Origin of the sequence: Azohydromonas australica DSM 1124, from assembly GCF_000430725.1 — a bacterium.
GTDB lineage: Bacteria > Pseudomonadota > Gammaproteobacteria > Burkholderiales > Burkholderiaceae_C > Azohydromonas > Azohydromonas australica.
In genome coordinates this window covers 1-25,280 of record NZ_AUMO01000076.1, presented here as the reverse complement: position 1 = coordinate 25,280, position 25,280 = coordinate 1, and the positions used below count along the sequence as shown (strand labels likewise).

Here is a 25,280-nt window from a genome sequence, read left to right as displayed (position 1 = left end):
CGGACGCTGCGCGAAGCTCGTGGACACCCGTCCCTGCCTGCGCGGCGACGGTTCTGCGCAGGCGTGACGGATTTCTCTTGCTTGACTTCGCGACTTCTTGCGGCCTGGTTTAAGGCGCGCAAGCCAAGCGCCGACGCGCCGTCCGAGCCCTGCGAACAGCGCCGTTTTCGGCCCGCTAATCCGGCTCAAGTTTTGGCGCGGGCTGGGAACAATCTCGGCCCATGAACACTTATCTCGCCCGGCTGCAGGCGGTGCTGGGCGTGAGGCAGGATTTCATGCGCACGCTGGCGGCGCCGCTGTTCGTGGTCATGGTGCTGGCCATGATGGTGCTGCCGCTGCCGGCATTCGTGCTGGACCTGCTGTTCACCTTCAACATCGCGATGGCGCTGATGGTGATGCTGACCGCCTCCAGCATGGTGCGTCCGCTGGACTTTGCCGCCTTCCCGGCGGTGCTGCTGGTGACGACGCTGCTGCGCCTGTCGCTCAACGTCGCATCCTCGCGCGTGGTGCTGCTGGAGGGCCACACCGGCACCGGCGCGGCCGGCCACGTCATCGAGGCCTTCGGCCACTTCCTCATCGGCGGCAACTTCACCGTGGGCCTGATCGTGTTCGCGGTGCTGGTGGTCATCAACTTCATCGTCGTGACCAAGGGGGCCGAGCGCATCGCCGAGGTGGGCGCGCGCTTCACGCTGGACGCCATGCCCGGCAAGCAGATGGCCATCGACGCCGACCTCAACGCCGGGCTCATCGACGAGGCCGAGGCCAAGCGCCGCCGCGCCGAGGTGGGCGACGAGGCCGAGTTCTTCGGATCCATGGACGGCGCCAGCAAGTTCGTGCGCGGCGACGCGATCGCGGGGCTGCTGATCTTGTTCATCAACATTGTGGGCGGCTTCGTCATCGGGATGGTGCAGCACGACCTGGGCGCGGCGCAGGCAGCCAACACCTACGTGCTGCTGGCCGTGGGCGACGCGCTGGTGGCGCAGATCCCGGGGCTGCTGATTTCGGTGGCCGCGGCGATGGTGGTTTCGCGCGTGGGCAAGGACGCCGACGTGGGCAGCCAGATCGGCGCGCAGCTCTTCGGCTCGCCGCGCACGCTGGGGATGACCGCGGGCATCGTGGGCGGGCTGGGGCTAATCCCCGGCATGCCGCACCTGGTGTTCCTGCTGCTGGGCGCGGCGCTGGGCGCGGCTGCATGGCGCATGCACCAGGCCGCCAGGCATCAGCAAGCGCAGCCCGCGCCCCAGCCCGAGGCCGCGCGCAGCAGCGACGCCGAGGCGAGCTGGGACGACCTCGTGCCCGTGGACGCGCTGGGGCTGGAGGTGGGCTACCGCCTCATCGCGCTGGTGGACAAGTCTCGCAACGGCGACCTGCTCAGCCGCATCAAGGGCGTGCGCAAGAAATTCGCCCAGGACGTGGGCTTCTTGCCGCCGGCGGTGCACATCCGCGACAATCTGGAGCTGCGCCCCAGCGCCTACCGCGTGACGCTGCGCGGCGCTGTGGTGGGCGAGGGCGAGGCCTTCCCCGGCATGCTGCTGGCCATCAACCCCGGCGGTGCCACGCAGAAGCTGCCCGGCACCTCCACCACCGATCCGGCCTTCGGGCTGCCGGCCGTGTGGGTTGAGGAGCGGCTGCGCGAGCAGGCGCAGATGGGTGGCTTTACGGTGGTTGATTGTTCGACCGTGGTCGCCACGCACCTCTCACACTTGATGCAGGTCCACGCCGCGAAGCTGCTGGGCCGCACCGAGACCCAGCAACTGGTGGATCACGTGGCCAAGCTTGCGCCCAAGCTCATCGAAGACGTCGTTCCCAAGATCGTGGCCATTCCCGTGCTGCAGAAGGTGCTGCAGCTGCTGTTGGAGGAGGGGGTGCACATCCGCGACATGCGCTCCGTCGTCGAGTGCCTGGCGGAGAACGCGGCGGTGGCCGCCGATCCGGCTGAGCTGGCGCGACGCGTGCGCGTGCACCTGGCCCCGGCCATCGTGCAGCAGATCTACGGCCCGGTGCGCGAGCTCGACGTGATCGCCATCGAGCCGGGGCTGGAGCGCCTGGTGACGCAGGCGCTGAACTCCCCGCACGGCGCGGCACTGGACCCCGGCGTGGCCGAGGCCCTGACCCGCGGCGCCGCCGACACCTCGCTGCGCCAGGAGGAGCTGGGCCAGCCCGCGTGCCTGCTGGTGCCCGACGCCATCCGCGCGCCCATCGCCCGCCTGCTCAAGCGCGCCGCGCCGCGCCTGAAGGTGCTGGCGCACAGCGAGATTCCTGAAACCCACACCATCCGGATCGCCTCGATCATCGGAGGCACAACATGAACGTCAAACGCTTCACTGCGCGCAGCCCGCGCGAAGCCCTGCAACTGGTGCGGCAGGCATTCGGCGACGAGGCCGTCGTTCTGTCCACGCGTCCGTGCCCGGAAGGTGTAGAAGTGCTGGCCATGCCGCACGACGGCATGCGCCAGATCGAGAGCATGGCCACGGGCCTTCCGGTGCGGCAGCCGCCCCAGCCGGTGCCCGCGCCGCGGCCGCGGCCGCAGCCGCAGCAGGCCCGCAAGCCTCAGCAGTTCCAGCCACTGCAACCGCAGCCCGCCGTGGGCGGCGGCATGGGCATGAGCACGCTGTCGTTCCAGGAATACGTGCGCGAGCGCATGCTCAAACGGCGCCAGGCCGAGATGTCGCGCGCGGAGGCGCCGGTGCTCACGCCGATGGCGGCTGCCGTGAGCGCAGTCGGCAAGATGGCCGCTACCGCCCACCCCGTGCGGCCGGTGCAGTCGCAACGGGTGCAGGTGCAGTCGATCCAGGTGCCGCCAGTCCCGGTGCGGCCGATCCAGGTGTCGCCGGCCACGATGCCGTCGATGCCCGTGTTGCCGGTGGCAGCGCAGCCGGTGCCGGCAGCGCCGCTGTCAGTAGCGCCGTTCCAGGCACCGCCGGCGCATGAGCTGCCGATCCTGAGCGAGGCGATCCAGGTGTCGTCGCCGGAAGCGGTGGCGCCCATGGCGCTGGAGGCTGTGGAGCAGGCGGTGGCGCCGGTGATGGCAGACCTGCGCCGCGAGCAGGGCGAGATGCTCAACGAGCTGCGCTCGGCGCGCGCGATGATCGAGCAGCGCCTGGACGCGCTGGCCTATGCCGACCAGCTCCAGCGCAACCCGGCGCAGGCCGCGCTCTCGCAGCGGTTGCTGGAGTGCGGCTTCTCGCCCGGGCTCATCCGCAAGCTCGGCTCGGGGTTGCCGCCGGACGCGGGCGACCCCCTGGCCTGGGCTGCGGGCGTGCTGCAGCGCAACCTCTGCGGGGCCGAGGGCGAGGTGCCGTTGGAGGAAGAGTGCGGCGTGTACGCGCTCATCGGCTCCACCGGCGTGGGCAAGACCACCACCACCGCCAAGCTGGCCGCGGCCTGCGCTACGCGCCACGGCCCGGGTCAGCTCGGCCTGATCACGCTGGACGCCTACCGGGTGGGCGCGCACGAGCAGCTGCGCACTTACGGCCGCATCCTGGGCGTGCCCGTGCACACCGCGCACGACCGCACCTCGCTGGAGGATCTGCTGTCACTGCTGGGTGGCAAGAAGATGGTGATCATCGACACGGCCGGCATGGCGCAGCGCGATGAGCGCACGCGCGAGCTGCTGGACATGCTGGTGCACCCGTCGATCCAGCGGCTGCTGGTGGTCAACGCCGCCTCGCAGGGTGAAACGATCGACGATGTGATGCACGCCTGGCGCGCTGCGCAGTGCCGCGGCGTGATCCTGTCCAAGCTGGACGAGGCGGTGAAGCTGGCGCCGGCGCTGGATGCGGTGATCCGCCACCGGCTGCGCGTGGTGGGCGTGGCCACCGGCCAGCGCGTGCCCGAGGACTGGCACCGCCTGTCGGGTCAAATGCTGGTGGAGCGCGCGCTGCGCCCGGCCGGCGCTGCGGTGTACCGGCTGCACGCCGATGACGTGAGCCTGGTGCTTTGCGGTACGGGTCGCGCCGCTACGAACCCGGCCTCGATGTTGGCCTGAGGAGAAGGCAAGGCATGCGCAGTCTGCTTTCCCGGCGACAACCCTTGTTGAGCGACCGAACCGACCAGGCCGCGGGCTTGCGCCGTCTCTTCAGCGGTGGTGCGCACCAGCGCTTCGTGCCCGTGGCGGCTAATCCGCATATCAGTGGCGTGGGGCTGCTGCTGGAGCGGCTGACGACGGCGCTGGCCGCGCAGGGCGGCAACACGCTGATCATCGACACGACCGGAAGCGCGCCCGAAGCCGCGCCGGCGGTGCTGGAGGACCCGGCGTTGGGCATTGAGCCGCTGGGCAACGGGCTGTCCTACCTGGCAGCGCGCGGCCTGCCGGCACGGCTGCTGGCAGCCCAAGGCAGCGCCGCGCAGTGGCTGCAGTGCCTGGCGCGGTCGGCGCCGCAGTGCGACGTGCTGATGGTGCATGCCGGCGCCGCCGAGCTCAGCCGCTTCTTCGAAGGCCGCGCGGTGAACCCGCTGCTGTTGGCCGGCGAAGAAGCTGACAGTCTGGCGCACGCGCTGGCGAGCCTGCGGCTGCTGGGGTCACGCCACCGCTGCACGCAGTTCGACCTGCTGCTGGGCGCGCCGATGTCCTCGCCGCAGGCCGCGCGCGCCGTGCGCCACCTCGCCGGTTGGGCGCGCAACCGTCCGGGCGCTGTGCTGCGCGAGGGCGTGGCCGTGGACCCGGCGTGCGGGGCGGACGCCTCCGCGGTGCCGGTGCCACTGGCGCGGCTGGCCGCGGCGCTGCTCAAAACCGAAGAACGGCAAGCGGACCAGGGCTGGCATCCGGGCGGCGACGCCGCGCTGGGCAGTACCTCGTCCGCACGAAATTGAAAAACAAGGATGCCTGGGAGCGTTGGAGCATGTACACCGTCAAAGGCCGCTTGGAGAACGATGCGTTGCTGGCGCAGTACAGCCCGCTGGTACGGCGCCTGGCCCACCAGATGATTGCCAAGCTGCCAGCCAACGTGGAGGTTTCCGACCTGATCCAGGCCGGGATGATCGGACTCAACGACGCGCTGGGGCGCTTCGACGCCAACCAGTGCGTGCAGTTCGAAACCTTCGCCACCCAGCGTATCCGCGGCGCGATGCTCGACGAGCTGCGCGGGGCGGATTGGATGAGCCGCGGCAGCCGGCGGCAGCAGCGTGAGATCGAGGCCGCCGTGCACCGGCTGGAGCACCGCCTCGGCCGCGCGCCGCTGGAGAGCGAGATTGCCGTCGAGATGGGGCTCGCGCTCACCGACTACCAGGAGCTGCTGGGCAAGGTGCGCGGCACGCAGCTGCTGTACCTGGAGGACATGGCCGGCAGCAGCAGCGACGGCGAAGAAGACTTCCTGGACCGCCACATCAGCGATGCCGAGGCCAACCCCATGGCGCGGCTGCAGGACCGGCGCATGCGCGAGGCGCTGGTGGCGGCCATCGAGTGCCTGCCCGAGCGCGAGCAGTACGTCATGAGCATGTACTACGAGCACGACATGAACCTCAAGGAGATCGCCGCCGTGCTCGGCGTGACCGAGTCGCGCGTGTGCCAGCTCCACAGCCAAAGCATCGCCCGGTTGCGCGCGCGGCTGCGCGACTGGTAAGCCCGCGCGGCGCACGCCTGTCGGCGCCGCGGCAAGCCAACGCTTTGAAACGTAACCGCACGCGCTCCCGGGTGTGCGTGCGCTGGCAGCGGCATACGCTTCCCCGGAACCCAGCTGTGGTGGGTGTCGGGGGATTGACATGCGTTTCCATTGGAAATGGCCGTGCCGGCTGCTCGTCGTCCTGATGCTGGGCGGCGGGGCCGCGGCGGGTGCGGCGCCGGGCCTGCCGGCCGATGGCGTGTACCGCTTGGAGAACCAGTGCGACAGCCGCGTGCTGGAAGTGCAGGGCGGTGCCGCGCAGGCCGAGGCCGCGCTGCAGCTGGGCCGATGGCAGTCGCAGGCCTACCAGCGCTGGCGCCTGGAGCGGCTGCCCGAAGGGGACTGGCGCCTGACGGCACAGCACAGCGAGCTGGTGCTCGATGGCGCCGGGGCGGCGTTCCGCCAAGGTGCATGGACCGAGCTGGCCAGCCAGCGCGTGCTGCTGCAGCCGCTGGGCGACGGCTGGGTGCGGCTGGTTTCGCGCCACAGCGGCTTGGCATTGGGTGCCGCCGCCGATGCCGACGGCGCCGCGGCGCAGCCGCAGGCGCTGAGCGCGGACTGCAGCCAGGCCTGGCGCCTGGTGTCGGCGGAGGCGGCCGGCACGCCGGCGGACCTGCGCATCGTGCGCGGCCAGGGCCAGGTCGCCCTGGTGAACACGCGGCTGCCGGTCGCGCCGCTGGTGCGGGTGGTGGACAACAACGGCGTGGCAGTGGTGGGTGTGTCGGTGCGCTTCCGGGTGGTGGACGGTGGGGGCGCAATCACCGGCGCCTTCGCCACGACCAACGCCGAGGGCAATGCACGGCTGGGCAGCTGGACGCTGGGCCCGGTCGCCGGGCGGCAACGGCTGTCCGTGAGCACGCCGGGCCTGGCCGAGGCCGTGATCTGGGCCACGGCGCTGTCCGACGGCGCACGCCTGGAGGCGCCGGAGGCCAACAATCACCAGATGGCGCCGGCGGGCGCCGCGCTGCCGCGCCCGGCGGTGGCGCTGGTGCTCGATGCCAATGGGGAGCCGGTGAGCGGCGTGGCGGTGAGCTTCACGCCCAGCGACGGCGGCAGCATCGGCCAGGGCACGGTGGTCAGCGGCGCCGACGGCCGCGCCAATGCCGGCCTCTGGCGGCTGGGGCCGGGGCAGGGGCCGCAGACGCTGGACGTGCGCGCCACCGGCTACGCCAGTACGCAGCTCGAAGCCACGGCGCTGCCCGCGGGCGCGCCGACGCTGGTGCGCGACGTGTACATGCGCAACGTCTTCGAAGTCTGGGACATGGCGTTTGCGCCCGGCGGCGTGATGCTCTACACCGAGCGCGGGCGGGGACTGTGGGCGCGCCTGCCCAGCGGCACGCAGCGGCGGCTGTTCGCGCCGGCGGACCTCGTCAGCGCCACCAACAGCGGCATGCTGGGCCTGGCGCTGGACCCGGAGTTCGCGCTCAACCGCCGCGTGTACGTGTTCATGGCTTCCAGTGCTGGCGGGACGCCTGACAACCGCGTGGTGCGGCTGCGCGTGAAGCCGGACTGGTCGGGGGTGGACTCGCGCAAGGACATCGTCACCGGCATCCCGTTCCAGAGCAAGGTCGGGCTGGTGGGCCAGCACTCGGGCGGCGCGCTGGCCTTCGTGGGCAACGAGCTGCTCATCAGCACGGGCGACCTGCGCGATGGCCCGGTGCCGCAGAACCTGAGGTCGCTGGGCGGCAAGGTGCTGCGCGTGGACCGCGAGGGCCGGGCATCGGCCGCCGGCCAGGCGCCGGCCGGGGCCGATGCGCGCATCTGGGTGCTGGGCCTGCGCAACGGGCAGGGCCTGGCGGTGCAGCCGGGAACGCGGCGGCCCTACCTGATCGAGCACGGCTCGGGCAACAACGACGAGGTCACGCCGCTGCGCGCGGGCAATGGCGGCTGGGACCCGCGTCCGCGCCCGCTGGGCAGCCCGGACGCGCTGTGCCCCAGTGGCCAGGCGCTGAGCTATTGCGGCTATGCCGGCACGCCCATGACCGACACCGAGCTGTACCCCGGAGCGCTGCGTCCGGCCTGGCGCTCAGGGCTGCCCGCGCGCGGCACGGGTGGCGGCGGCTTCGTCACGGGTGCGGCCTGGAAGGAGTGGTCCGGCGCGCTGGTGATCGGGCAGTTGTCGGGGCGAAGGCTGCTGGTGCTGCAGCTTGATGGCACCGGCAACGCCGCGAGCGCGGTCACGCCGCTGCTGGAGGATATCAATGTACGGTTGCGCCACGTGCGGCAAGGCCCCGACGGCGCGCTCTACATTAGCACCTCCAGCGACAACAACCAGAGCAACGTGCGCACGCAGGTGTGGCGGCTGGCGCCAGTGGGCGGGCAGTGAACCCGGTGAAGGGCTGAAAGAACAGGCCCGCTCACGCGGGCCTGTTCAAGACTGGTTGCAGGCGCAGCTCAGGCGCGCACCATGCCGCTGCGCGTGGGCCGGTCGGAGAAGCCACCGGCACCGTAGACGGGGCCGGCGTTGAGGCCGGGCAGCAGCACTTCGATGGCGCGGTCCAGCGCGGCGGTGGCGCGTGCCAGCGCTTCGCGCTGCGCGGCCACTTGGCTGCCCGCGCGCGCCAGGCGCAGCCGCAGTGCCTGCGGCACGCCGCCGCTGCGCGCGGCTTGCGAGAAACGGTTCACGGCCGTGGCCAGTGCCTGGTGCAGCTGCTCGGCTTGCCACTCCATCGCGGCGGCGTCGCGCTCGCGCAGCGAGTCGCTCAACCCCTGCAGGTTCGCCTCCAGCACAGCCAGCGTGCCTTCGAGCTCAACGGCGGTGGACGTGGTGTCGGCGAGGGGGGTGTTCATGAGGTGGTCTGCAGCAGGTTGTTTCTCAGTGCTGAGGGGGACGCACCAGGATCTCCTGGGCGTTGTCGATGAGCTTGTCGGCGATGGCGCCGGCATTGATGCGGAAGCTGCCGTCGCGGATGGCCTGCGCGATGCGCTCGACCTTCGCGGCGTCGAAGCTGGTGTCCTCCCCGCCCAGCAGCGCGGAGGCGGTGGAAGACAGAGCCACCTGCGTGCTGCTGCTGGCGCTGGCCGGGCTGCTGGACGACGAGCGCGCGACGGGGCGTTCGCCAGTTGCCGTGATGCGCGCGGACGGAAGGTCAGGGTGGCCGATTTTCATGAGCGTTCTCCAGGTGCGGGCTGAGCGGGCCCCACCAACATGTCCGTGGTATCGGTCACGGTTTGGAGAACTTTAGGTTGAACTACCGATGGTGGGGGGAACCGCTTGCGGGCAACCGGCGCGTATGCATGGTTTTCACAGTGGCGCGGCCCGCGGCTCATGGCGTGACCTCCGCCTGGCGCGGCGCCACGGGCATGGCGCTGACGATGCGGCCGCTCTCGGTGCGCAGCCGCACGGCCTGGCCTTCCAGGCCGTGGCCCAGCGCCTGGGCCTCGCCGCTGACGCTGTAGCCCGCACCCTGCGCCACCAGGCGCACGGTGTCACCGGCGGCAAACCACTGGCGCGTGCGCAGGCTGGCGCGCAGTAGCGTGTCACCCGCGTTCATGGCCTGCGCCAGGGGGCGTCCGAGCGCCTGTTCCGGTTGCATCAGCGCGGGGCTGCGGTCCGCGGCCACGTCCACGTCCTTGAGCTCCAGGTGCGCGGCTTCCAGCGCCGTGCCCGCAGGCAGCGATTGCGTGAGCACCAGCGCGGGCGCGAACACCTTCACCGTTACGGGCAGCGACACGTTCCACGCCGCGCCTTGCGCGCAGCGCAGCCCGATGCGGGCGCGGCCCCACATGCGCTGGCCCGGCGGCACGTAGGGCTGCACCTGCCCGCAGGGCGCCAGGCGCAGCCGCGCGTCGAGCGTGCCCAGCTCCAGCTGCACGCGTGCACCCGGCAGCTCGGCCACACCGGCCTGCGCCGCCTGCTGTGCCAGCTCGCGCACCCGTGCCAGCAGCGCCGGATCAAGCGGCGTCGCGGCGGCCGGCGCGCTGGACTGCGCCCAGGCGGCACACGCCGCGGACGCCAAGCCCAGAGCCAGCAGGTGGTGGAGGTGCAACCATTTCACGAGGACCACTGTAGGGCACACCGGCGCGGGGCATGCGCCGGAATTGCGCCCGGTTCATGCCGCTTATTTCACGGGTGGCGTGCGCGCGGCTGACCACAATGCCAGACATCGGAAGACCCGCGCCGCCATGCTCAACCGCCTCACCGAAACCCTGAACTTCCAGTCCGAGGCCTTGACGCTGCGCTCGGAGCGTCAGCGCATGCTGGCTAGCAACATCGCCAACGCCGACACCCCGGGCTACCAGGCGCGCGACATCAGCTTCGCGCAGGCGCTGCGCGAGGCCACCGGCCAGGGCGGCGACCTCACGGTCACGTCCATGGGTGGCGTCGCGCGGCTGGCCACCACGGCCGCGGGCCACCTCGACGCCGCACCCGCCAGCCTGGACCGCACGGTGGGCACCGCGCGGCTGTCCTACGCACAGCCCGCGCAGACCAACCTGGACGGCAACTCCGTGGACATGGACCGCGAGCGCGCGGCCTTCGCCGACAACAGCGTCAAGTACGAGGCGACGCTGCGCTTCATCAACGGCAGCGTGCGCACCATGCTCGATGCCATCAAGGGCCAGTGAGCGGTGCCGTTGCCGCCGCATCCACCGACGCAAGGAACGCCGCATGAGCCTTCTGAACATCCTGAACGTCGCCGCCAGCGCCGTGAGCGCGCAGAGCCAGCGGCTGAACGTAGTGTCCTCCAACCTGGCCAACGCCGACACCGTGGCCGGCCCCGACGGGCAGGCCTACAAGGCGCGCCAGGTGGTGTTCCAGACCGAGCTCATGGGCGCCCAGGGCCACGCCGGCGTGCGCGTGAGCGCCATCAACGAGAACGACACGCCCGGGCGCCGCGCCTTCGACCCCAAGCACCCGGCGGCCGACGCCGAGGGCTACGTGACCTTCAGCAACGTCAATCCGGTGGAGGAGATGGTCAACATGATCTCGGCCTCGCGCTCCTACCAGAACAACGTCGAAGTCATGAACACCGCCAAGAGCCTGCTGCTCAAGACGCTGCAGATGGGCCAGTCCTGACCAACCCCCCGTCCCATCGCATGAGCACCATCGACACCACCAATCCCTTCGCGGCGCTGTCCGACAGCACCGCCAGCAGCTCGTCCAAGAAGAGCAGCGAGGCCGGCAGCCAGGACCGCTTCCTCACGCTGCTGGTGGCGCAGATGCAGAACCAGGATCCGCTCAACCCGATGGACAACGCGCAGATCACCAGCCAGATGGCGCAGATCAACACCGTCTCGGGCCTGGAGAAGGTCAACGCGTCCATCGCCGCGCTGAGCACGCAGTTCATGCAGATGCAGACGCTGCAGGGCGCGAGCCTGGTGGGGCGCGGCGTGGTGGTGGAGGGCAACCGCCTCACCGCCGCCGACGCCGAGGGCACCAAGCTGCAAGGCGGCTTCGAGCTTGCCAACGCAGCCGACCAGGTGCAGGTGGAGATCCTCGACGGCGCCGGGCACGTGCTGGACACGGTGCCGCTGGGCGCGCAGACCGCGGGCCGCCATGCCTTCGAATGGGCGCAGCCGGCGGACAAGGCCGCGGGCAGCACCTTCCGCATCGCCGCCACCAGCGGTGCAACCAAGCTCACCACCACGGCGCTGATGAGCGACCTCGTCGAGGCGGTCAGCACCAGCGGCCAGGCGCTGCAGCTGCAACTCAGCCGCAGCGGCACCGTGAGCTACGACGCCGTCAAGGCCTTCAACTGAAGAACAAGGACTACTCGCCATGAGCAGCTTCCCGCAAGGCCTTTCCGGCCTCAACGCCTCCAGCAAGAACCTGGAAGTCATCGGCAACAACATCGCCAACGCCAACACCTTCGGCGCCAAGACCTCGCGCGCCGAGTTCTCGCACGTGTACACGGCGGCCCTGGGCCAGGGCGGGACGGTGCAGGCGGGCGCGGGCGTGCGCGTCGACACCGTGTCGCAGCAGTTCACGCAGGGCAACATCACCGACACCGGGCGGTCGACCGACCTGGCCATCAGCGGCGAGGGCTTCTTCCAGGTCAGCGACGGCATCAACCCGACGATGTACACCCGCAACGGCCAGTTCAAGGTCAACAACTCGGGCGAGATCGTCAACAACGACGGGCTGCGCCTGATGGGCTATGGCGTCAACGCCAACGGCCAGATCATGTCCGGCACCCTGCAGGGACTGCGCGTGCCCACCGCCACCGTTGCGCCCCGCGCCACCAGCGAGATCAAGCTGGAAATGAACCTGGACTCGCGCTCCACGCTCAAGAACGCGGCGCTGGCGACCACACAGAGCGCCGCGAATGCGGCCCAAACGGCCAAGGTCAATGCCGACGAGGCCGTTGATGCGACTGTGACTGCCGACGTCGCTGATGCTGACGCAGTCGTGCCGGCCCTCGTCGCGGACAAGAGGGCCACTGCAGCCGCCCTGCTGGGCCTTGACCCGAGTGACCTCGGCTATGCAGCGGCGAAGCAGGCCGACGATGACGCGTCGGCTGCATTGGTCACGGCAGGTTTCCCCAACGCTCCTGCTGCTGTTACCAAAGTCGTGACCGCAGAGGCGGCGAACACCGCGGCCACCAATGCCGCCACTGCGCTGGCCACGGCCAAGCAGGCTGCCATCAACGCCTTCGATCCCGCCGACACCAGCACCTACAACTACGCCACTTCGCAGACGGCCTACGATGCGCTGGGCCAGGAAGTGACGCTCAACTACTACTTCCAGAAGGGCACCACCGATCCCGCGACGAACCAGACGAGCTGGAGCGTCTTCGTCTCCGCCAACGGCCAGCCGCTGGTGGACGCGGACAAGAAGAACGTGCGGATGGAGCTGACCTTCGAGGCGGACGGCTCCAAGCCCGTCACGGGCTCGCCCTCGGCTTTCCAGCTTGCCGTCCCCGGCACTGACAACGGCGCCGGCCTCAAGACCCTGCCGCTGACGGTCCAGTTCGACCTGTCCAAGGCCACCCAGCGCAGCCTGACCACCGCGGTGAGCAAGCCCTACCAGGACGGCTACGCCCCGGGCAACGTCACCAGCATCAACGTCCAGGAGGACGGCACGGTGTTGGCGCTCTACAGCAACGGCAAGAGCTTCACCGCCGGTCAGGTGGAGCTGGCCAAGTTCGTCAACCCGCAGGGGCTGCAGCCGCTGTCGGGCAACCTGTGGGCGGGCACGCCGGCCTCGGGTGAGCCCGTGCGCGGCACGCCGGGCAGCGGCGTCGTGGGCAAGATCCAATCCGAGGCGCTGGAGGAGTCCAACGTGGACATCGCCAGCGAGCTGGTCAACATGATCACGGCGCAGCGCTCCTACCAGGCCAACGCGCAGACGATCAAGACGCAGGACCAAGTCATGCAGACCCTGATCAACCTGCGCTGACGCGCAGCGCGACTGACACGCCACCAAAGAAGGAAGCGTCGCCGTGGACCGCATGATCTATCTCTCGATGACCGGGGCCAAGGCGGCGCTGCAGCGCCAGGAGGTGCTCTCCAACAACCTGGCCAACGTCTCCACCGGCGGCTTCCGCGCCGAGATGGCGGCGTTCCGTGCCGTGCCGGTGCGCGGCGACGGCGCCAGCACCCGCGTGCCGGCGCTGGAGACCACCGTAGGCTACAACCCCGAGCCCGGCCCGATCCAGACCACCGGGCGCAACCTGGACGTGGCCATGGAAGGCGGCGCCTGGCTGGCGGTGCAGGCGCTGGACGGCACCGAGGCCTACACGCGCGCGGGCTCGCTGGAGGTGGACGCGCAGGGCCAGCTCGTCACGCGCGCGGGCCTGCCCGTGCTGGGCGACGGCGGCCCCATCGACGTGCCGCCCAACAGCAGCGTGAGCATCGCCGCCGACGGCACGCTCAGCGCCACCGGCACCGACGGCCGCACCACCAGGGCCGGCCGGCTCAAGCTGGTCACGCCCGACGCGCCGCTGCTGCGCGGCAGCGATGGACTGTTCCGCGGCGCCGCCGGCGACCTGCCGGCCAACCCCGGCGCGCGGCTGCGCGACGGCGCGCTCGAAGGCAGCAACGTCAGCCCCATCGAGACCATGGTGGCCATGATCTCCGCGGCGCGGCAGTTCGAGCAGCAGATGAAGCTCATTCAGACCGCCGAGCGCCAGGAGCAGGGCGCGCAGAAGCTGCTGTCCAACAGCACGGGTTGAGCAAGTTCCTTTCAGCCGCCTCCGTAAGTCCCCTGATCCGTTCGCCCTGAGCCCTTCGGCAAGCGCAGGACAGGCCCTGTCGAAGGGCAGGCGCTGGCGCGCGGGCACAGCAGGGGCTTCGACAAGCCTTGCCCGAACGGTTTCGTTTCAATGCCAACGAAGGGCTGACGGCCCCCTCGGCTCAAGCCCCGCCGGGCGCGGCCGATAACTGGGCGACAAACACCTTGTTATTCGCGCGCTGCCCCGGGCCGGGGGCGCGCGAAGATCGCCCGCAGCATCGAGGAGAAGCGCCCCATGATCCGTTCGCTGTGGATCGCCAAGACCGGCATGGAAGCCCAGCAGACCAAGCTGGACACCATCACCCACAACCTGGCCAACGTCTCGACCAACGGCTACAAGCGCACGCACGCCGTGTTCGAGGACCTGATGTACCAGAACCTGCGCCAGAGCGGCGCCGCCAGCTCCGAGCAGACGCAGCTGCCCACGGGGCTGCAGCTCGGCCTGGGCGTGCGCCCGGTGGCGACCTCGCGCAATTTCACGCAGGGCAACCTGCAGCAGACGGGCAACAACCTGGACCTGGCCGTCAAGGGACAGGGCTTCTTCCAGATCCAGATGCCCGACGGCACCACCGCCTACACCCGCGACGGCGCCTTCCAGCTCGACAGCACCGGCCAGCTCGTCACCAGCTCGGGCTACACCGTGCAGCCCGGCATCGTCGTGCCGGCCACGGCCACCAACGTGACGGTGGGCGGCGACGGCGTGGTCTCGGTGCAGATGCCGGGCCAGGCCGCGCCCACGCGCGTGGGCCAGCTGCAGCTGGCACAGTTCATCAACCCCGCCGGGCTGGAGCCGCGCGGGCAGAACCTGTTCGTCGAGACGGCCTCCTCGGGCACGCCCACCACCGGCAACCCGGAGGCCAATGGCCTGGGCGCGCTGGCGCAGGGCTTCGTCGAGACCTCCAACGTCAGCGTGGTGGAGGAGCTGGTGTCGATGATCCAGACCCAGCGCGCCTACGAGCTCAACTCCAAGGCCGTCAGCACCTCCGACCAGATGTTGCAGAAGCTCACGCAGCTCTGAAGCATCGCAGTAACCGCTCCGTGCCATGAAGTTTCCGCGCACCATGCCCCTGGCCGCCGCCGCGCTGGCCGCGTTGCTGGCGCTGGGCGGCTGCGCCTCGGTGAACGAGTACCGCGCCCCGCGTGTGGAGATGCCCGACACCGCGCCCGTGCCGCCTGCGCCGCCGCCTGCGCCGGCCGCCGCCAACGGCGCGATCTTCCAGGGCGCGAGCTACCGGCCGCTGTTCGAGGACCACCGCGCGCGGCTGCCCGGCGACACGCTCACGGTGCAGATCGTCGAGGCCGTGAGCGCCAGCCAGAAGTCCACCAGCTCCGTGGACAAGAGCGGCAAGGTCGATGCCAGCGTGAGCCAGCTGCCGCTGCTCAACAGCTCGTCCTCGCTGCTGGGCCGGCTGGGTGCGGGCGCAAGCTCCAGCAACAACTTCGCCGGCGCCGGCGCCACGGCCAGCAGCAACGACTTCTCCGGAACCATCACGGCCATGGTCACGGGCGTGCTGCCCAACGGGCACCTGCTCGTTGCCGGCGAGAAGCAGATCGGCGTCAACGCCAACGTGGACGTGCTGCGCTTCTCGGGCCAGGTGGACCCGCGCGCCATCCAGCCGGGCAACATGGTGCCCAGCGCGAGGATCGCCAACGTGCGGGTGGAGCACCGTGGCCGCGGGCAGCAGGCCGACGCGCAGCTCATGGGCTGGCTGGGCCGTTTCTTCCTCAACGTGCTGCCCTTCTGATTTCCGAGCAAGACATGAACGAGATGGCGCTGTCCCCCTTCGAGCCGCGGCGGCTGTTGCCGCGGCTGCTGTCGCTGGGGGCGCTGCTTTGCGTACTGGCGCTGGCGCTGGCGCTGCCCGTGCCGGCGCACGCGGTGCGCATCAAGGAAGTCGCCGCCGTGCAGGGCGTGCGCAACAACCAGCTCACGGGCTACGGCCTGGTGGTGGGCCTGGACGGTACGGGCGACCAGACCACGCAGACCCCCTTCACCACGCAGAGCCTCAACGCGATGCTGCAGCAGATGGGCGTGACGGTGCCCCCGGGTACCACCATGCAGCTGCGCAACGTGGCGGCGGTGATGGTGACGGCGGTGCTGCCGCCCTTCGCGGTGCCGGGGCAGGCCATCGACGTCAACGTCTCCTCGATGGGCAACTCCAAGAGCCTGCGCGGCGGCACGCTGGTGGCCACGCCGCTCAAGGGCGCCGACGGCCAGATCTACGCCCTGGCGCAGGGCAACCTGGTGGTGGGCGGCGCCGGCGCCTCGGCCAACGGCTCCAAGGTGCAGATCAACCACCTCAGCGCCGGGCGCATCCCCGAGGGCGCCACGGTGGAGCGCGAGGTGGCCACGCCGCTGCAGCAGGGCGAGGTGCTGAGCCTGGGGCTCAACGCCGCTGACTTCGACACCGCGCGCCAGGTGGCCCAGGCCATCAACCGCGCCAAGGGCACGGGCACGGCGATGGCGCTGGACGGCCGCGTGGTGCGCGTGCGCATGCCGGTGGGGGCCGGCGAGCGCGTGGCCTTCCTGGCCGACATCGAGAACCTGCAGCTGGAGCTGGCGCGCCCGGCGGCCAAGGTGGTGCTCAACGCGCGCACCGGCTCGGTGGTGATGAACGAGGCGGTGACGCTGGGCGCCTGCGCAGTGGCGCATGGCAGCCTGTCCGTGACCATCAACACCACGCCGCAGGTCAGCCAGCCCAATGCCTTCGGCCAGGGCCAGACGGTGGTGACGCAGAAGTCCGACATCTCCATCACGCAGCAGGGCGGCAACCTGGTGCAGATGCCCGCGGGCACCAAGCTCGCCGACGTGGTCAAGGCGTTGAACCTGCTTGGCGCCACCCCGCAGGACCTGCTGGCGATCCTGCAGGCGATGAAGAGCGCCGGCGCGCTCAACGCCGAGCTGGAGGTGATCTGATGCGAACCCTGCAGGCACGCCGCGCCGGTTCCCGCGCCTGGCCGCTCGGGAGGCGGCCATGACGACGCTGCCGCGCGCCAGCGGGGCGGCGCCGGCCGGCCTGGCCGCCGATGCGCGCTCGCTGGACTCGCTGCGCGGCCGCGCCGCGAGCGACCCGCGGGGCGCTGCCAAGGAGGTGGCGCGGCAGTTCGAGGCCCTGTTCATGCAGGAGATGCTCAAGAGCATGCGCCAGGCTACGCAGGCCAGCGGGCTGCTCGACAACGAGGGCACGCAGCTTGGCACCGAGCTGCTGGACCAGCAGCTCGCGACCCAGATGAGCGGGCTGCCCGGCGGGCTGAGCGGCGCGCTGCTGCGGCAGCTTGAACGCGGTCTGGGCGTGGGCACGGACACCTTGCCTGGCGCCGCCGGTGGCCGCGGTGCCTTGGCCGCGCCGCTGCCGGGGCAGGCTGCCGGCGCCCCCGCGCGCTCCGCCCCGGCGCAGGCCGGCGCTGCCGTGGGGCGTGGCGGCCAAGCGCAGGAGTTCGTGGCCGCGCACCATGAGGCCGCGCGCGAGGCCGAGGCCGTCACCGGCATCCCGGCGGCATTCATGATCGCGCAGGCCGCGCACGAGACCGGCTGGGGCCGGCGCGACATCCGCATGGCCGACGGCAGCCCCTCGCACAACCTTTTTGGCATCAAGGCCGGGCCGAACTGGAAGGGCCCGGTGGCCCAGGTGCTCACCACCGAATACTTCAGCGGCCAGCCGCGCCAGGTCGTGCAGCGCTTCCGCGCCTACGCCAGCCCGCAGGAGTCCTTTGCCGACTACGCCCGGCTGATCAAGAACAGCCCGCGCTACGCCAACGTCGTGGCCAACGGCGGCAGTGCCCAAGGCTTCGCGCAGGGCCTGCAGCGTGCGGGCTACGCCACCGACCCGGCCTACGCCGAGAAGCTCGGCCGCGTCATCGACACCACCCTGCGGCTGCAGCGCACGCTGACCTGAAGCCGCACCAGACGAACCAGCACCTACCGGAAGCTTCCGCATGGCCTTCTCCCTGTTGTCCGTGGGCGCGCGCGCGATGAGCGCCAACTACGCCGCGCTGCAGACCACCAGTAACAACGTCGCCAACGCCAACGTCGAGGGCTATTCGCGGCAGCAGGTCAACCTGCGCACCACGGCCGGGCAGCCCCTAGGCTCGGGTTTCGTGGGCAGCGGCGTGAAGGTGGGCAGCATCACGCGCGCGCACGACGCCTTCCTCACACGTGAGGTGACCACGGCGCGCTCGCAGGCCTCCTTCGACGGCACGCGCCTGGGGCTGCTGTCGCAGCTGGAAAGCGCCTTCGCCACCGGCGACGCGGGTGTGGGCGCGGCGGCGAGCGATTTCTTCACCGCGCTGTCGGATCTGGCGAGCGCTCCCGGCGACACCGCCGCGCGGCGGTCGGTACTGTCGCGCGCGGGCGAGCTGGCGCAGCGCTTCTCCAGCGCGGGCCAGACGCTGGAGACCCTGCAGTCCGGCGTGGTGGCGGAGCTGCGCACCTCGGTGGACAGCGTCAACGGCCTGACCGGCAGCTTGGCGCAGCTCAACGACGAGATCGTGCGCCAGCAGGCGCTGGGCCAGCCGTCCAGCGAGCTGCTCGACCAGCGTGACCAGCTGGTGCAACAGCTCAGCGGCTTCATGCAGGTCACCACCCTGGCCTCGGACGACGGCGCGTTGAGCGTGTTCGCCGCCGGCGGCCAGAGCCTGGTGCTGGGCGGGAAGGCGCAGAAGCTGGAAGTGGTGGCCGACAAGCTGGACGGCTCGCGCGCCACGGTGGCGCTGCGCGAGGCCAACGGCAGCGTGCGCCGGCTCGACAGCGGGCTGCTGGAGAGCGGCGGCTCGGTGGGGGCGCTGCTGCACTTCCAGAACGACGACCTGGTGGCCGCGCGCAACTCGCTGGGCCAGATGGCCCTGGCGCTGGCCACGCGCACCAACGAGCAGCAGGCCCGCGGCCTGGACCTGGGCAACCCGTCCGGGGCGGGCGCACCGATCTTCACCGACTTCGTCGCGCAGTCCCTCGCCGGCGGGCTCAAGGCGCTGCCGGCCCAGGGCAACACGCTCACCAACGTGGGCATCCACATCACGGACGCCTCGCTGCTGGAAGCCGAGGAGTACACGCTGGAGGCCCAGCCCGGCGGCACCTTGCTGATGACGCGCGGCAGCGACGGCGAGCAGTTCTCCAGCGCCGATGGCGGTGCCACCTTCAAGCGCGCCTCCGGCGGCGACTTCCACCCCGGCTTCACGCTGCAGCTGGGCGGCACCCCGGCTGCGGGCGACCGCTTCCTGCTGCAGCCCGTGGGCCAGGCCGCTGCCCGGATCGAGCGCGTGCTGAACGAACCCAAGGGTGTGGCCGCGGCCGCGCCGGCCACGGTCACGGCCGCAGGCACCAACAAGGGCACGGCTGCGGTGTCGGCCCTGACGGTCACCGGCGACGCGGCTTCCGTCCAGGCCCGGATGCCGGGCAAGCTCACCTTCACCGACGATGCCGGCGCCTACACGTGGTCGCAGATCGACGCCAACGGCGACCCGGTGGGCACGGCGCTGACCGGCACCTGGACGGGCAGCCAGCCGCTGTCGCTGCCGGGCCTTGAGCTCAAGCTCACGGGCCAGCCCAAGTCCGGCGACACCTTCGGGTTCCAGTCCACGCCGTACCCGGGCACCAACAGCGGCAATGCCAAGGCGCTGGCGGCACTGGCCAGCGAGGCGCTGGTGGGACGCAGCTGGAGCGCCTCGGGCAACGGCGGCGGCTCGACCCTCATCAACGCCTACGCCGATGCGCTGTCCGGCGTGGGCACGCGGGTGCAGGTGGCCGAGACGGCCAGCGACATCTCTTCCCGGGTGGCCACCGACGCGCTGACGCGGCGCGATGTGCAGAGCGGCGTGGACCTCGATGAGGAGGGCGCGAGGCTGCTCGCCTTCCAGAAGAGCTACCAGGCTGCGGCCAAGGTGCTGCAGGTGGCGCAGTCGGTGTTCGACACGCTGCTGGATGCCACCTCCGGCCGCTGACGTGCCGTCCGCCCAGCATGACGACCCTGACTGAACAGAACTTTCCGCACCACGGCCCGCGTGCCGCCAGGAGCCGCCCATGAGGATTACCACCGCCGCCGCCTTCCAGAAGAGCGTCTCCAACCTGCAGGAGCGGCAACGCAAGCTGCAAGACGCGCAGGAGCACATCGGTGCCCAGAAGCGTGTGCTGCGCGCCAGCGATGATCCGGTCGCGGCGGCGCGCGCGGAACGGGCGCGTGGACAGATCGCCAGCAGCGACGCGCAGCAGCGCTCGCTGCAGGCCAGCCGCAACGCCATGACGCAGGCGGAATCGACGCTGGGCAACGCCGGCGAGCTGCTGACGGAGGCCTACACGGCACTGATGAGCGCGGGCAACGGCGCCTTCGACGACGCCAACCGTGCCACGGTGGCGCAGACGCTGCAGAACCTGCGCGACCAATTGCTGGTGCTGGCCAACCGTGAGGACGGCTCGGGCAACTACATCTTCGGCGGCCAGGGTGCGAGCACACCGCCTTTCATGATGGACGGTGCGGGCAAGGTCTCCTTCAAGGGCGACCGCGGGGAGCAGGCCACCGCGGGCGCCGAGGCGCTGCCGCTGACGCTGGACGGTGCCGCGGCCTGGGTCAACGCAGCCGACGGCAACGGCTTCTTCAAGACCACCACCCCCAACAGCACCACGGCGTACTCGGACGGCGGCCGCGTCACCGACCCGAAGACGTTCTTCAATCAAACCTCGCCGCCGCCGGACTACAAGGTACAGTTCAGCAGCGCCGGCGGCGCACTGACCTACACCGTGCTCAAGAACGGCGCGGCGATGGCCGATGCGACGGACAAGCCGTGGGCCGGCGGCAGCACGGCCAAGGCGGTGGAGTTCGACGGCATGAGCTTCTCCATCGGCGGGCTGCCCACGGACGGCGATGTGTTCGAAGTGCGGCTGTCGCAGCCTCGGCACAACGTGTTCGAGACGCTGGACAAGGCCATCCAGGAGCTGCGCACGCCGGGGCGCACCAGTGCGCAGCTGTCGCAGACGGTTCAGGACGGACTGGCCGGCGTCAGCCGCTCGTCCGACGTGCTGAGCGCGCTGCGCAGCCGCGTGGGCGAGGCGCTGGTGCACATCGACCAAGCCGAGGATCGCAACGGCACAGCCAAGCTCCAGGCCCAGACGGTGCGCAGCGAGGCCGAGGACCTGGACCCGATGGCGGCGCTGGCAGACATGCAGCTGCAGAGCACCAACTACGACATCGCGCTCAAGACCTATTCGATGGTGCAAAAGCTCTCGATCTTCAATCACATCGGCTGAATGCGGCCGGCACCAAGGCGCACCGGGCAAAGGCCGACATCGCTTTAATGCCGCCCAGGCGGCGGCGTTGCCTGCTCCCCCGTTTCGCGGGGCAGAATGCAGGCAACGCCCAAGCAAGCGCCCGACATGACCGACCAAGACCCCTCGCAGGCCCTGCTGGCCGCGCTGAGCCCGCCGCTGGATGCCGAGGCCCTGCAGCGGCTCAACGAGCTCGATCCCGGCGGCCGCCACGGCCTGCTGCCCAAGGTGCTGCGCACCTTCGACGGCTCCACGCGCCGGCTGCTGGAGCAGCTCGTGAGCGCGCGCACCACGGGAGACCTGGAAGCGCAGCGCATGGTGGCGCACACGCTCAAGTCCTCCTCGATGAGCGTGGGCGCGCTGCGGCTGTCGCAGCTGTGCGCCGATGCCGAGCAGCGGCTGCGCGAGCAGCGCAGCGACGGCCTGCAGCCGCTACTCGACGATCTCGAAACCGAATGCCGGCAGCTGCTGTCCACCCTGCAGCCGCTGCTGCCCGCGGCCTGAGCCGATGAACTTGCCCCTGCCGCTGGGCGCGGACGAAGGTCCGGAGCAGCCCAAGGTGCTGCTGGTGGACGACGACAAGGTGCAGCTCATGCTCACGGGCGCGGCGCTGCGCCAGCGCGGCTTTGCCGTCACGGAGGCCGACGGCGGCGCGCAGGCGCTGGCGCTGCTGGCCGAGGCGCCCTTCGACATCGTGGTGCTGGACGCGCTGATGCCCGAAGTCGACGGTTTCGAGACCTGCCGCCGGCTGCGCGGCACCCCGGGCTTCGAGCACATGCCCGTGCTCATGCTCACCGGGCTCAACGACGACGCCTCCATCGCCCGCGCCTACCAGGCTGGCGCCACCGATTTCTACGTCAAGAGCTCGCAGTGGAGCCTGCTGGCCGGACGGCTGCAGTACCTGCTGCGCAGCGCGCGCACGCGACGCGAGCTCGAACGCAGCCAGGCGCGGCTGGCGCGCGCGCAGGACATCGCACGCATGGGCAGCTTCGACTGGCGCCACCCCGTGGACGGCCATCCTGGCGCGCTGCTGCTGTCGCCTGAGGGGCTACGCGTGTTCGGCTACGCCGCCGGCGACCGCCCGGGCCTGTACCAGCTGCTGCGCCTGGCCGAGCGCGCCGACCGCGCCGGGCTGCTGCAGCTGCTGCGCGACGCGCTTGCGCACGGCGCGGTGCTGGCCACCGACGTGCCGGTGACGCTGCCCGACGGGCGCCACCGCGTGCTGCATATTGAGGCCGAGCCCGAGTTCAACGAGCACGCCGTGCAGACCGGCTACACCGGCATCGTGCAGGACGTGACGGACCGGCGGCAGGCCGAGGACAAGATCCGCCACCTCGCCAACTTCGACGCGCTCACCGGGCTGCCCAACCGGCGTCAGCTGCTGTGGCGCGCAGACCGGGCCATCGAGCATGGCCGCCGCCTGGGGCATGCGGCGGCGCTGCTGCTGATCGACTTGGACCGTTTCAAGATCATCAACGACACCCTGGGCCACTCCGCCGGCGACGAGCTGCTGGTTGAGGTGGGCCGGCGGCTGAAGGCCTGCGTGCGCCACTGCGACGCGGTGCAGGAGGGCACGCTGGAGGCGGTGGGCTCGCGCTCGCACCGCCTGCTGGAGGCCGTGGGGCGCCTGGGCGGCGACGAGTTCATCGCGCTGCTGCCGGAGGTGCTGGACGAGACCGACGCGCAGCGCGTGGCTGACCGCATCCTGGAGGTGATGCGCGAGCCCATCTTCGTGGGCGGCCAGGAGTGCTTCGTCACCGCCAGTGTGGGCATCGCGCTGTACCCGCGCGACGGCGCCACGGTGGCCGACCTGATGCGCAACTCCGACGTGGCGATGTACGCGGTCAAGGCGCAGGGGCGCAACGCGGCGTCGAGCTACAGCCCGATGCTGGCCGGGCGCGGGCGCGAGAAGCTGGAGCTGGAGAGCGCGCTGCACAAGGCCATCGAGCGCGACGAGCTGGTGATGTACTACCAGCCCAAGGTGGACGTGCGCAGCGCGCGCATGGTGGGCGTGGAGGCGCTCATGCGCTGGCAGCGCGGACGCACGCTGGTGTCGCCGGCGGAGTTCATCCCGCTGGCGGAGGAGACGGGGCTGATCGTGCCGATGTCGGAGTGGGCGCTGCACGAGGCGGCGCGCCAGGCCAAGCGCTGGGAGCTAAGCTTTGGCTTCACCGACGCCATCGCCGTGAACCTGCCCAACCGGCTCTTCGAGCGCTCGGACCTGGTGCAGCACATCGAGCGCGCGGTGGGCGAGTACGGCGTCAAGACCGACGCCATCCAGCTGGAGATTACCGAGACCGGGCTGATGAAGGACCTGCAGGAGGTCATTCCCTCGCTGCACCGGCTCAACGAGATTGGGGTGCAGATCGCCATCGACGACTTCGGCACCGGCTATTCCTCACTGGCGTACCTGACGACGCTGCCGATCTCGGAGCTCAAGATCGACCGCAGCTTCATCCGCGACCTGGGCATCACGCCGCAGAGCTCGGCGGTGGTGACGGCCATCATCGCGCTGGCACGCACCCTCAAGCTGCGCGTGGTGGCCGAGGGCGTGGAGACGCTGCGCCAGATGGAAGTGCTCAACCGCCTGGGCTGCAGCATCATGCAGGGCTACTTGTTCAGCCGCCCGTGCCTGGCCGGCGAGCTGGAGCGCTGGCTGCAGCACACGGTGCTCACCGGCAAGGCCGTGTGGATGGGCGTGCTGGGCGCCAACGACGAGGCTTCGCCGCAGGCTGCGGCCAGCTAGCAGCGCCGGTGCCGCCGCAGTGGCCCTCGGCCGGGCAGCGGGGCCGGGGTCAGCCCGGTGCCCGGCGCCTCAACTGGCCAGCTGCCACAGCAGCCGTCCCAGCGGCATCAACAACACGCCCAGATAGAGCCACATACAAAGGTGACGGCGGGGTCGTCATGGGCACGGACGCGGCGGCGCTGTACTGCGATCTGCGCGGTCTGGTGGGGGTGCTTCATGGTCCGGTCCTTCCCGACGCCGGTCTCGTCCGGCGTCGAGCCAATGTGGCATGTAAGGCTCTTTAAGGGAAGGGCGCCGACACGGTACCGCCATGATTCCGCCGCTTTGGCGCGCCGCGCCGCGTCGCGCGAAGACGTGAAACATGCACGGCCGAGGCCGGGGGCAAAGGAGCGGACGGGGACGAATCGATGAGGCGGCATCTTTCATGAGCCGCACGCCGTACGGCATCACCTGGTGGGGTGAGCAGTGGCTGCAGGCGCCGGAGCGCATTGGTTTCACGGCCGTGTCCAAGCTGTGCGAGCCGCTGTGGCGGCTGCTGCGGCGCAGTGGGATAGAGCTCGAATGCCGCCTAAGTAGTTGACCTGATTGAACTACTGGCGGAAGCAGTGTCCACCACACTGTATAGGGAGAATCGGGCCGTGAAACACATATACCCATCATCCAACCTATCAAACGGTGTGCGCTTGGATGAGACTGTGCGAAACGGCAGGTCGCCTCTACCGCGATTGGCCTGGGGCGATGTCGTGCCAGCGGTTGCTGAACACCGTGCGTGGTTACGTGCGCTCGGCCGAGCTTTTCAAGGACCACGCCGGCACCGGGCTACTGTGAATACGGCGTCAGCCGCGCGTCAGTCATCACCATCAGGGACACGGCGCCAGCCTGGCGCTGCTGCTGTACGTTGCCGTCGGGCACGACGCGGCCATCCCTAGGCTTAGGACATGCCACTGTGGCCGGGCACCGGCGGCACCACGGCCACGGTCAAGTGGTACTGCGCCGCCAGACTCCCAGCGGCTGTCGCGGGGCGCTTAACGCCACCCCTTTCAAGGTCAGTTCCTCAGTCAACTCGGCCACGGGCCAGAACACGCGCTGTGGCGACATGGCGAGAGGCTTTGCGGTGCGTGACGTAGTTCTTCTTGGCCGCGGGCTTGGCCGCGCGGCGATGGCGGCGCAACTGGGCGGGCTGGACATGCGCCGCAACGTCCAGCAGCGCCTGCGCCAGTGCCGCAGCATCAAGCTGCTCATAGGCGAGCCAGGCCTGCGGCTCTACAGCCACGAGCATGCCCGCGTAATGCGCACGGACCTCGCTGGCCAAGTAGTACAGCGAGACATCGTCCACGTCGGTCAGCGCGCTCGCATGGCGCGCGTACACAGCCGCCTGCAGCACCGCGAGCACGTTGTACGCCAGCACCGCCACGCCAAAGGCCAGCAGCGCCGCGCGCGGCTGGCCCAGGCTGGCGACTTCGCTGTACAGCACCGACTCCAGGCGCTGGAACATCGACTCGATGG

The 25,280-nt window shown here is 70.6% G+C and carries 22 protein-coding genes and 1 pseudogene; 19 read left to right on the top strand and 4 right to left on the bottom strand.

All coding sequences use genetic code 11. The features are described from left to right. The first annotated feature begins 275 nt into the window (after window positions 1–275). From flhA to H537_RS49140, 5 genes are all read left to right on the top strand, one after another. The gene (gene flhA / locus H537_RS0112850; protein WP_375136322.1) at window positions 276–2,309 is read left to right on the top strand and encodes a flagellar biosynthesis protein FlhA; all 2,034 of its coding nucleotides are present in this window, start codon (window positions 276–278) and stop codon (window positions 2,307–2,309) included. Continuing rightward, window positions 2,306–3,988 (top strand): flagellar biosynthesis GTPase FlhF, encoded by a 1,683-nt coding sequence (flhF, locus tag H537_RS42685; RefSeq protein ID WP_051242500.1) that lies wholly within the window; start codon window positions 2,306–2,308, stop codon window positions 3,986–3,988. The genes flhA and flhF overlap by 4 nt, the downstream gene beginning before the upstream one ends. A 44-nt stretch (window positions 3,989–4,032) precedes the next feature. Continuing rightward, window positions 4,033–4,812, top strand: a complete 780-nt coding sequence (locus tag H537_RS42680; RefSeq protein ID WP_156901664.1) for a flagellar biosynthesis protein — start codon at window positions 4,033–4,035, stop codon at window positions 4,810–4,812. Window positions 4,813–4,841: 29 nt separating this feature from the next. After that, window positions 4,842–5,561, top strand: a complete 720-nt coding sequence (locus tag H537_RS0112835) for an RNA polymerase sigma factor FliA (RefSeq protein ID WP_028998250.1) — start codon at window positions 4,842–4,844, stop codon at window positions 5,559–5,561. Between the two features lie 139 nt (window positions 5,562–5,700). Next, a complete protein-coding gene (locus H537_RS49140; RefSeq protein WP_084150633.1) occupies window positions 5,701–7,926 on the top strand; it encodes a PQQ-dependent sugar dehydrogenase in 2,226 nt (741 codons plus the stop codon). 68 nt (window positions 7,927–7,994) lie between these two features. Here H537_RS49140 and H537_RS0112825 read toward each other — a convergent pair whose 3' ends face one another. From H537_RS0112825 to flgA, 3 genes are all read right to left on the bottom strand, one after another. Then, window positions 7,995–8,390: a hypothetical protein gene (locus tag H537_RS0112825; protein ID WP_028998249.1), complete on the bottom strand. Its 396-nt coding sequence runs from the start codon at window positions 8,388–8,390 to the stop codon at window positions 7,995–7,997. A gap of 25 nt (window positions 8,391–8,415) precedes the next feature. Beyond that, window positions 8,416–8,709: a flagellar biosynthesis anti-sigma factor FlgM gene (flgM, locus tag H537_RS0112820; protein WP_028998248.1), complete on the bottom strand. Its 294-nt coding sequence runs from the start codon at window positions 8,707–8,709 to the stop codon at window positions 8,416–8,418. A gap of 157 nt (window positions 8,710–8,866) precedes the next feature. After that, window positions 8,867–9,598 (bottom strand): flagellar basal body P-ring formation chaperone FlgA, encoded by a 732-nt coding sequence (flgA, locus tag H537_RS0112815; RefSeq protein WP_051242494.1) that lies wholly within the window; start codon window positions 9,596–9,598, stop codon window positions 8,867–8,869. A gap of 127 nt (window positions 9,599–9,725) precedes the next feature. Here flgA and flgB point away from each other — a divergent pair, with 127 nt between their 5' ends. From flgB to H537_RS52745, 14 genes are all read left to right on the top strand, one after another. Further along, window positions 9,726–10,166, top strand: coding sequence for a flagellar basal body rod protein FlgB (gene flgB, locus H537_RS0112810; RefSeq protein ID WP_028998246.1), 441 nt, complete (start codon window positions 9,726–9,728; stop codon window positions 10,164–10,166). 43 nt (window positions 10,167–10,209) lie between these two features. Further along, window positions 10,210–10,617: a flagellar basal body rod protein FlgC gene (gene flgC / locus H537_RS0112805; protein WP_028998245.1), complete on the top strand. Its 408-nt coding sequence runs from the start codon at window positions 10,210–10,212 to the stop codon at window positions 10,615–10,617. Between the two features lie 20 nt (window positions 10,618–10,637). Further along, window positions 10,638–11,300 carry a flagellar hook assembly protein FlgD gene (locus tag H537_RS0112800; RefSeq protein WP_028998244.1) on the top strand — a complete coding sequence of 221 codons (663 nt, stop codon included), beginning with the start codon at window positions 10,638–10,640 and terminating at the stop codon, window positions 11,298–11,300. Window positions 11,301–11,319: 19 nt separating this feature from the next. Beyond that, a complete protein-coding gene (locus H537_RS0112795) occupies window positions 11,320–12,939 on the top strand; it encodes a flagellar hook protein FlgE (RefSeq protein WP_028998243.1) in 1,620 nt (539 codons plus the stop codon). 43 nt (window positions 12,940–12,982) lie between these two features. Next, window positions 12,983–13,714, top strand: a complete 732-nt coding sequence (flgF, locus tag H537_RS0112790; protein WP_028998242.1) for a flagellar basal-body rod protein FlgF — start codon at window positions 12,983–12,985, stop codon at window positions 13,712–13,714. Between the two features lie 294 nt (window positions 13,715–14,008). Further along, window positions 14,009–14,791: a flagellar basal-body rod protein FlgG gene (gene flgG / locus H537_RS0112785; RefSeq protein WP_028998241.1), complete on the top strand. Its 783-nt coding sequence runs from the start codon at window positions 14,009–14,011 to the stop codon at window positions 14,789–14,791. A gap of 25 nt (window positions 14,792–14,816) precedes the next feature. Next, window positions 14,817–15,518 (top strand): flagellar basal body L-ring protein FlgH, encoded by a 702-nt coding sequence (locus H537_RS0112780; RefSeq protein WP_043458702.1) that lies wholly within the window; start codon window positions 14,817–14,819, stop codon window positions 15,516–15,518. Between the two features lie 23 nt (window positions 15,519–15,541). Beyond that, window positions 15,542–16,690: a flagellar basal body P-ring protein FlgI gene (locus H537_RS0112775; protein ID WP_043458708.1), complete on the top strand. Its 1,149-nt coding sequence runs from the start codon at window positions 15,542–15,544 to the stop codon at window positions 16,688–16,690. A gap of 58 nt (window positions 16,691–16,748) precedes the next feature. Further along, window positions 16,749–17,669, top strand: a complete 921-nt coding sequence (flgJ, locus tag H537_RS0112770) for a flagellar assembly peptidoglycan hydrolase FlgJ (protein WP_051242490.1) — start codon at window positions 16,749–16,751, stop codon at window positions 17,667–17,669. Window positions 17,670–17,709: 40 nt separating this feature from the next. Continuing rightward, window positions 17,710–19,710, top strand: coding sequence for a flagellar hook-associated protein FlgK (gene flgK, locus H537_RS0112765; RefSeq protein ID WP_028998237.1), 2,001 nt, complete (start codon window positions 17,710–17,712; stop codon window positions 19,708–19,710). A gap of 79 nt (window positions 19,711–19,789) precedes the next feature. Then, on the top strand, window positions 19,790–21,010 hold the full coding sequence (flgL, locus tag H537_RS0112760) for a flagellar hook-associated protein FlgL (RefSeq protein ID WP_028998236.1): 1,221 nt from the start codon (window positions 19,790–19,792) through the stop codon (window positions 21,008–21,010). A 126-nt stretch (window positions 21,011–21,136) separates the two neighbouring features. After that, a complete protein-coding gene (locus tag H537_RS0112755) occupies window positions 21,137–21,532 on the top strand; it encodes an Hpt domain-containing protein (protein WP_051242488.1) in 396 nt (131 codons plus the stop codon). A gap of 4 nt (window positions 21,533–21,536) precedes the next feature. Then, the gene (locus H537_RS0112750; protein WP_051242486.1) at window positions 21,537–23,774 is read left to right on the top strand and encodes a putative bifunctional diguanylate cyclase/phosphodiesterase; all 2,238 of its coding nucleotides are present in this window, start codon (window positions 21,537–21,539) and stop codon (window positions 23,772–23,774) included. Window positions 23,775–24,198: 424 nt separating this feature from the next. Next, on the top strand, window positions 24,199–24,354 hold the full coding sequence (locus tag H537_RS52745; protein WP_156901662.1) for a hypothetical protein: 156 nt from the start codon (window positions 24,199–24,201) through the stop codon (window positions 24,352–24,354). A 474-nt stretch (window positions 24,355–24,828) separates the two neighbouring features. Here the strand turns inward: H537_RS52745 and H537_RS54370 are convergent. Further along, a pseudogene (locus tag H537_RS54370) lies at window positions 24,829–25,280 on the bottom strand (IS4 family transposase); the annotation flags it as partial.

Bases quoted from the DNA above. Each gene is read 5' to 3' on its own strand.
- flgJ (WP_051242490.1), top strand. From the start codon at position 16,749: ATGACGACGCTGCCGCGCGCCAGCGGGGCGGCGCCGGCCGGCCTGGCC.
- H537_RS0112780 (WP_043458702.1), top strand. From the start codon at position 14,817: ATGAAGTTTCCGCGCACCATGCCCCTGGCCGCCGCCGCGCTGGCCGCG.
- H537_RS0112800 (WP_028998244.1), top strand. From the start codon at position 10,638: ATGAGCACCATCGACACCACCAATCCCTTCGCGGCGCTGTCCGACAGC.
- H537_RS0112755 (WP_051242488.1), top strand. From the start codon at position 21,137: ATGACCGACCAAGACCCCTCGCAGGCCCTGCTGGCCGCGCTGAGCCCG.
- flhF (WP_051242500.1), top strand. From the start codon at position 2,306: ATGAACGTCAAACGCTTCACTGCGCGCAGCCCGCGCGAAGCCCTGCAA.
- flgK (WP_028998237.1), top strand. From the start codon at position 17,710: ATGGCCTTCTCCCTGTTGTCCGTGGGCGCGCGCGCGATGAGCGCCAAC.
- flhA (WP_375136322.1), top strand. From the start codon at position 276: ATGCGCACGCTGGCGGCGCCGCTGTTCGTGGTCATGGTGCTGGCCATG.
- H537_RS49140 (WP_084150633.1), top strand. From the start codon at position 5,701: ATGCGTTTCCATTGGAAATGGCCGTGCCGGCTGCTCGTCGTCCTGATG.
- flgC (WP_028998245.1), top strand. From the start codon at position 10,210: ATGAGCCTTCTGAACATCCTGAACGTCGCCGCCAGCGCCGTGAGCGCG.
- flgB (WP_028998246.1), top strand. From the start codon at position 9,726: ATGCTCAACCGCCTCACCGAAACCCTGAACTTCCAGTCCGAGGCCTTG.
- H537_RS0112750 (WP_051242486.1), top strand. From the start codon at position 21,537: ATGAACTTGCCCCTGCCGCTGGGCGCGGACGAAGGTCCGGAGCAGCCC.
- flgM (WP_028998248.1), bottom strand. From the start codon at position 8,709: ATGAAAATCGGCCACCCTGACCTTCCGTCCGCGCGCATCACGGCAACT.
- H537_RS0112795 (WP_028998243.1), top strand. From the start codon at position 11,320: ATGAGCAGCTTCCCGCAAGGCCTTTCCGGCCTCAACGCCTCCAGCAAG.
- flgG (WP_028998241.1), top strand. From the start codon at position 14,009: ATGATCCGTTCGCTGTGGATCGCCAAGACCGGCATGGAAGCCCAGCAG.
- H537_RS0112835 (WP_028998250.1), top strand. From the start codon at position 4,842: ATGTACACCGTCAAAGGCCGCTTGGAGAACGATGCGTTGCTGGCGCAG.
- flgL (WP_028998236.1), top strand. From the start codon at position 19,790: ATGAGGATTACCACCGCCGCCGCCTTCCAGAAGAGCGTCTCCAACCTG.
- H537_RS0112775 (WP_043458708.1), top strand. From the start codon at position 15,542: ATGGCGCTGTCCCCCTTCGAGCCGCGGCGGCTGTTGCCGCGGCTGCTG.
- H537_RS0112825 (WP_028998249.1), bottom strand. From the start codon at position 8,390: ATGAACACCCCCCTCGCCGACACCACGTCCACCGCCGTTGAGCTCGAA.
- H537_RS52745 (WP_156901662.1), top strand. From the start codon at position 24,199: ATGAGCCGCACGCCGTACGGCATCACCTGGTGGGGTGAGCAGTGGCTG.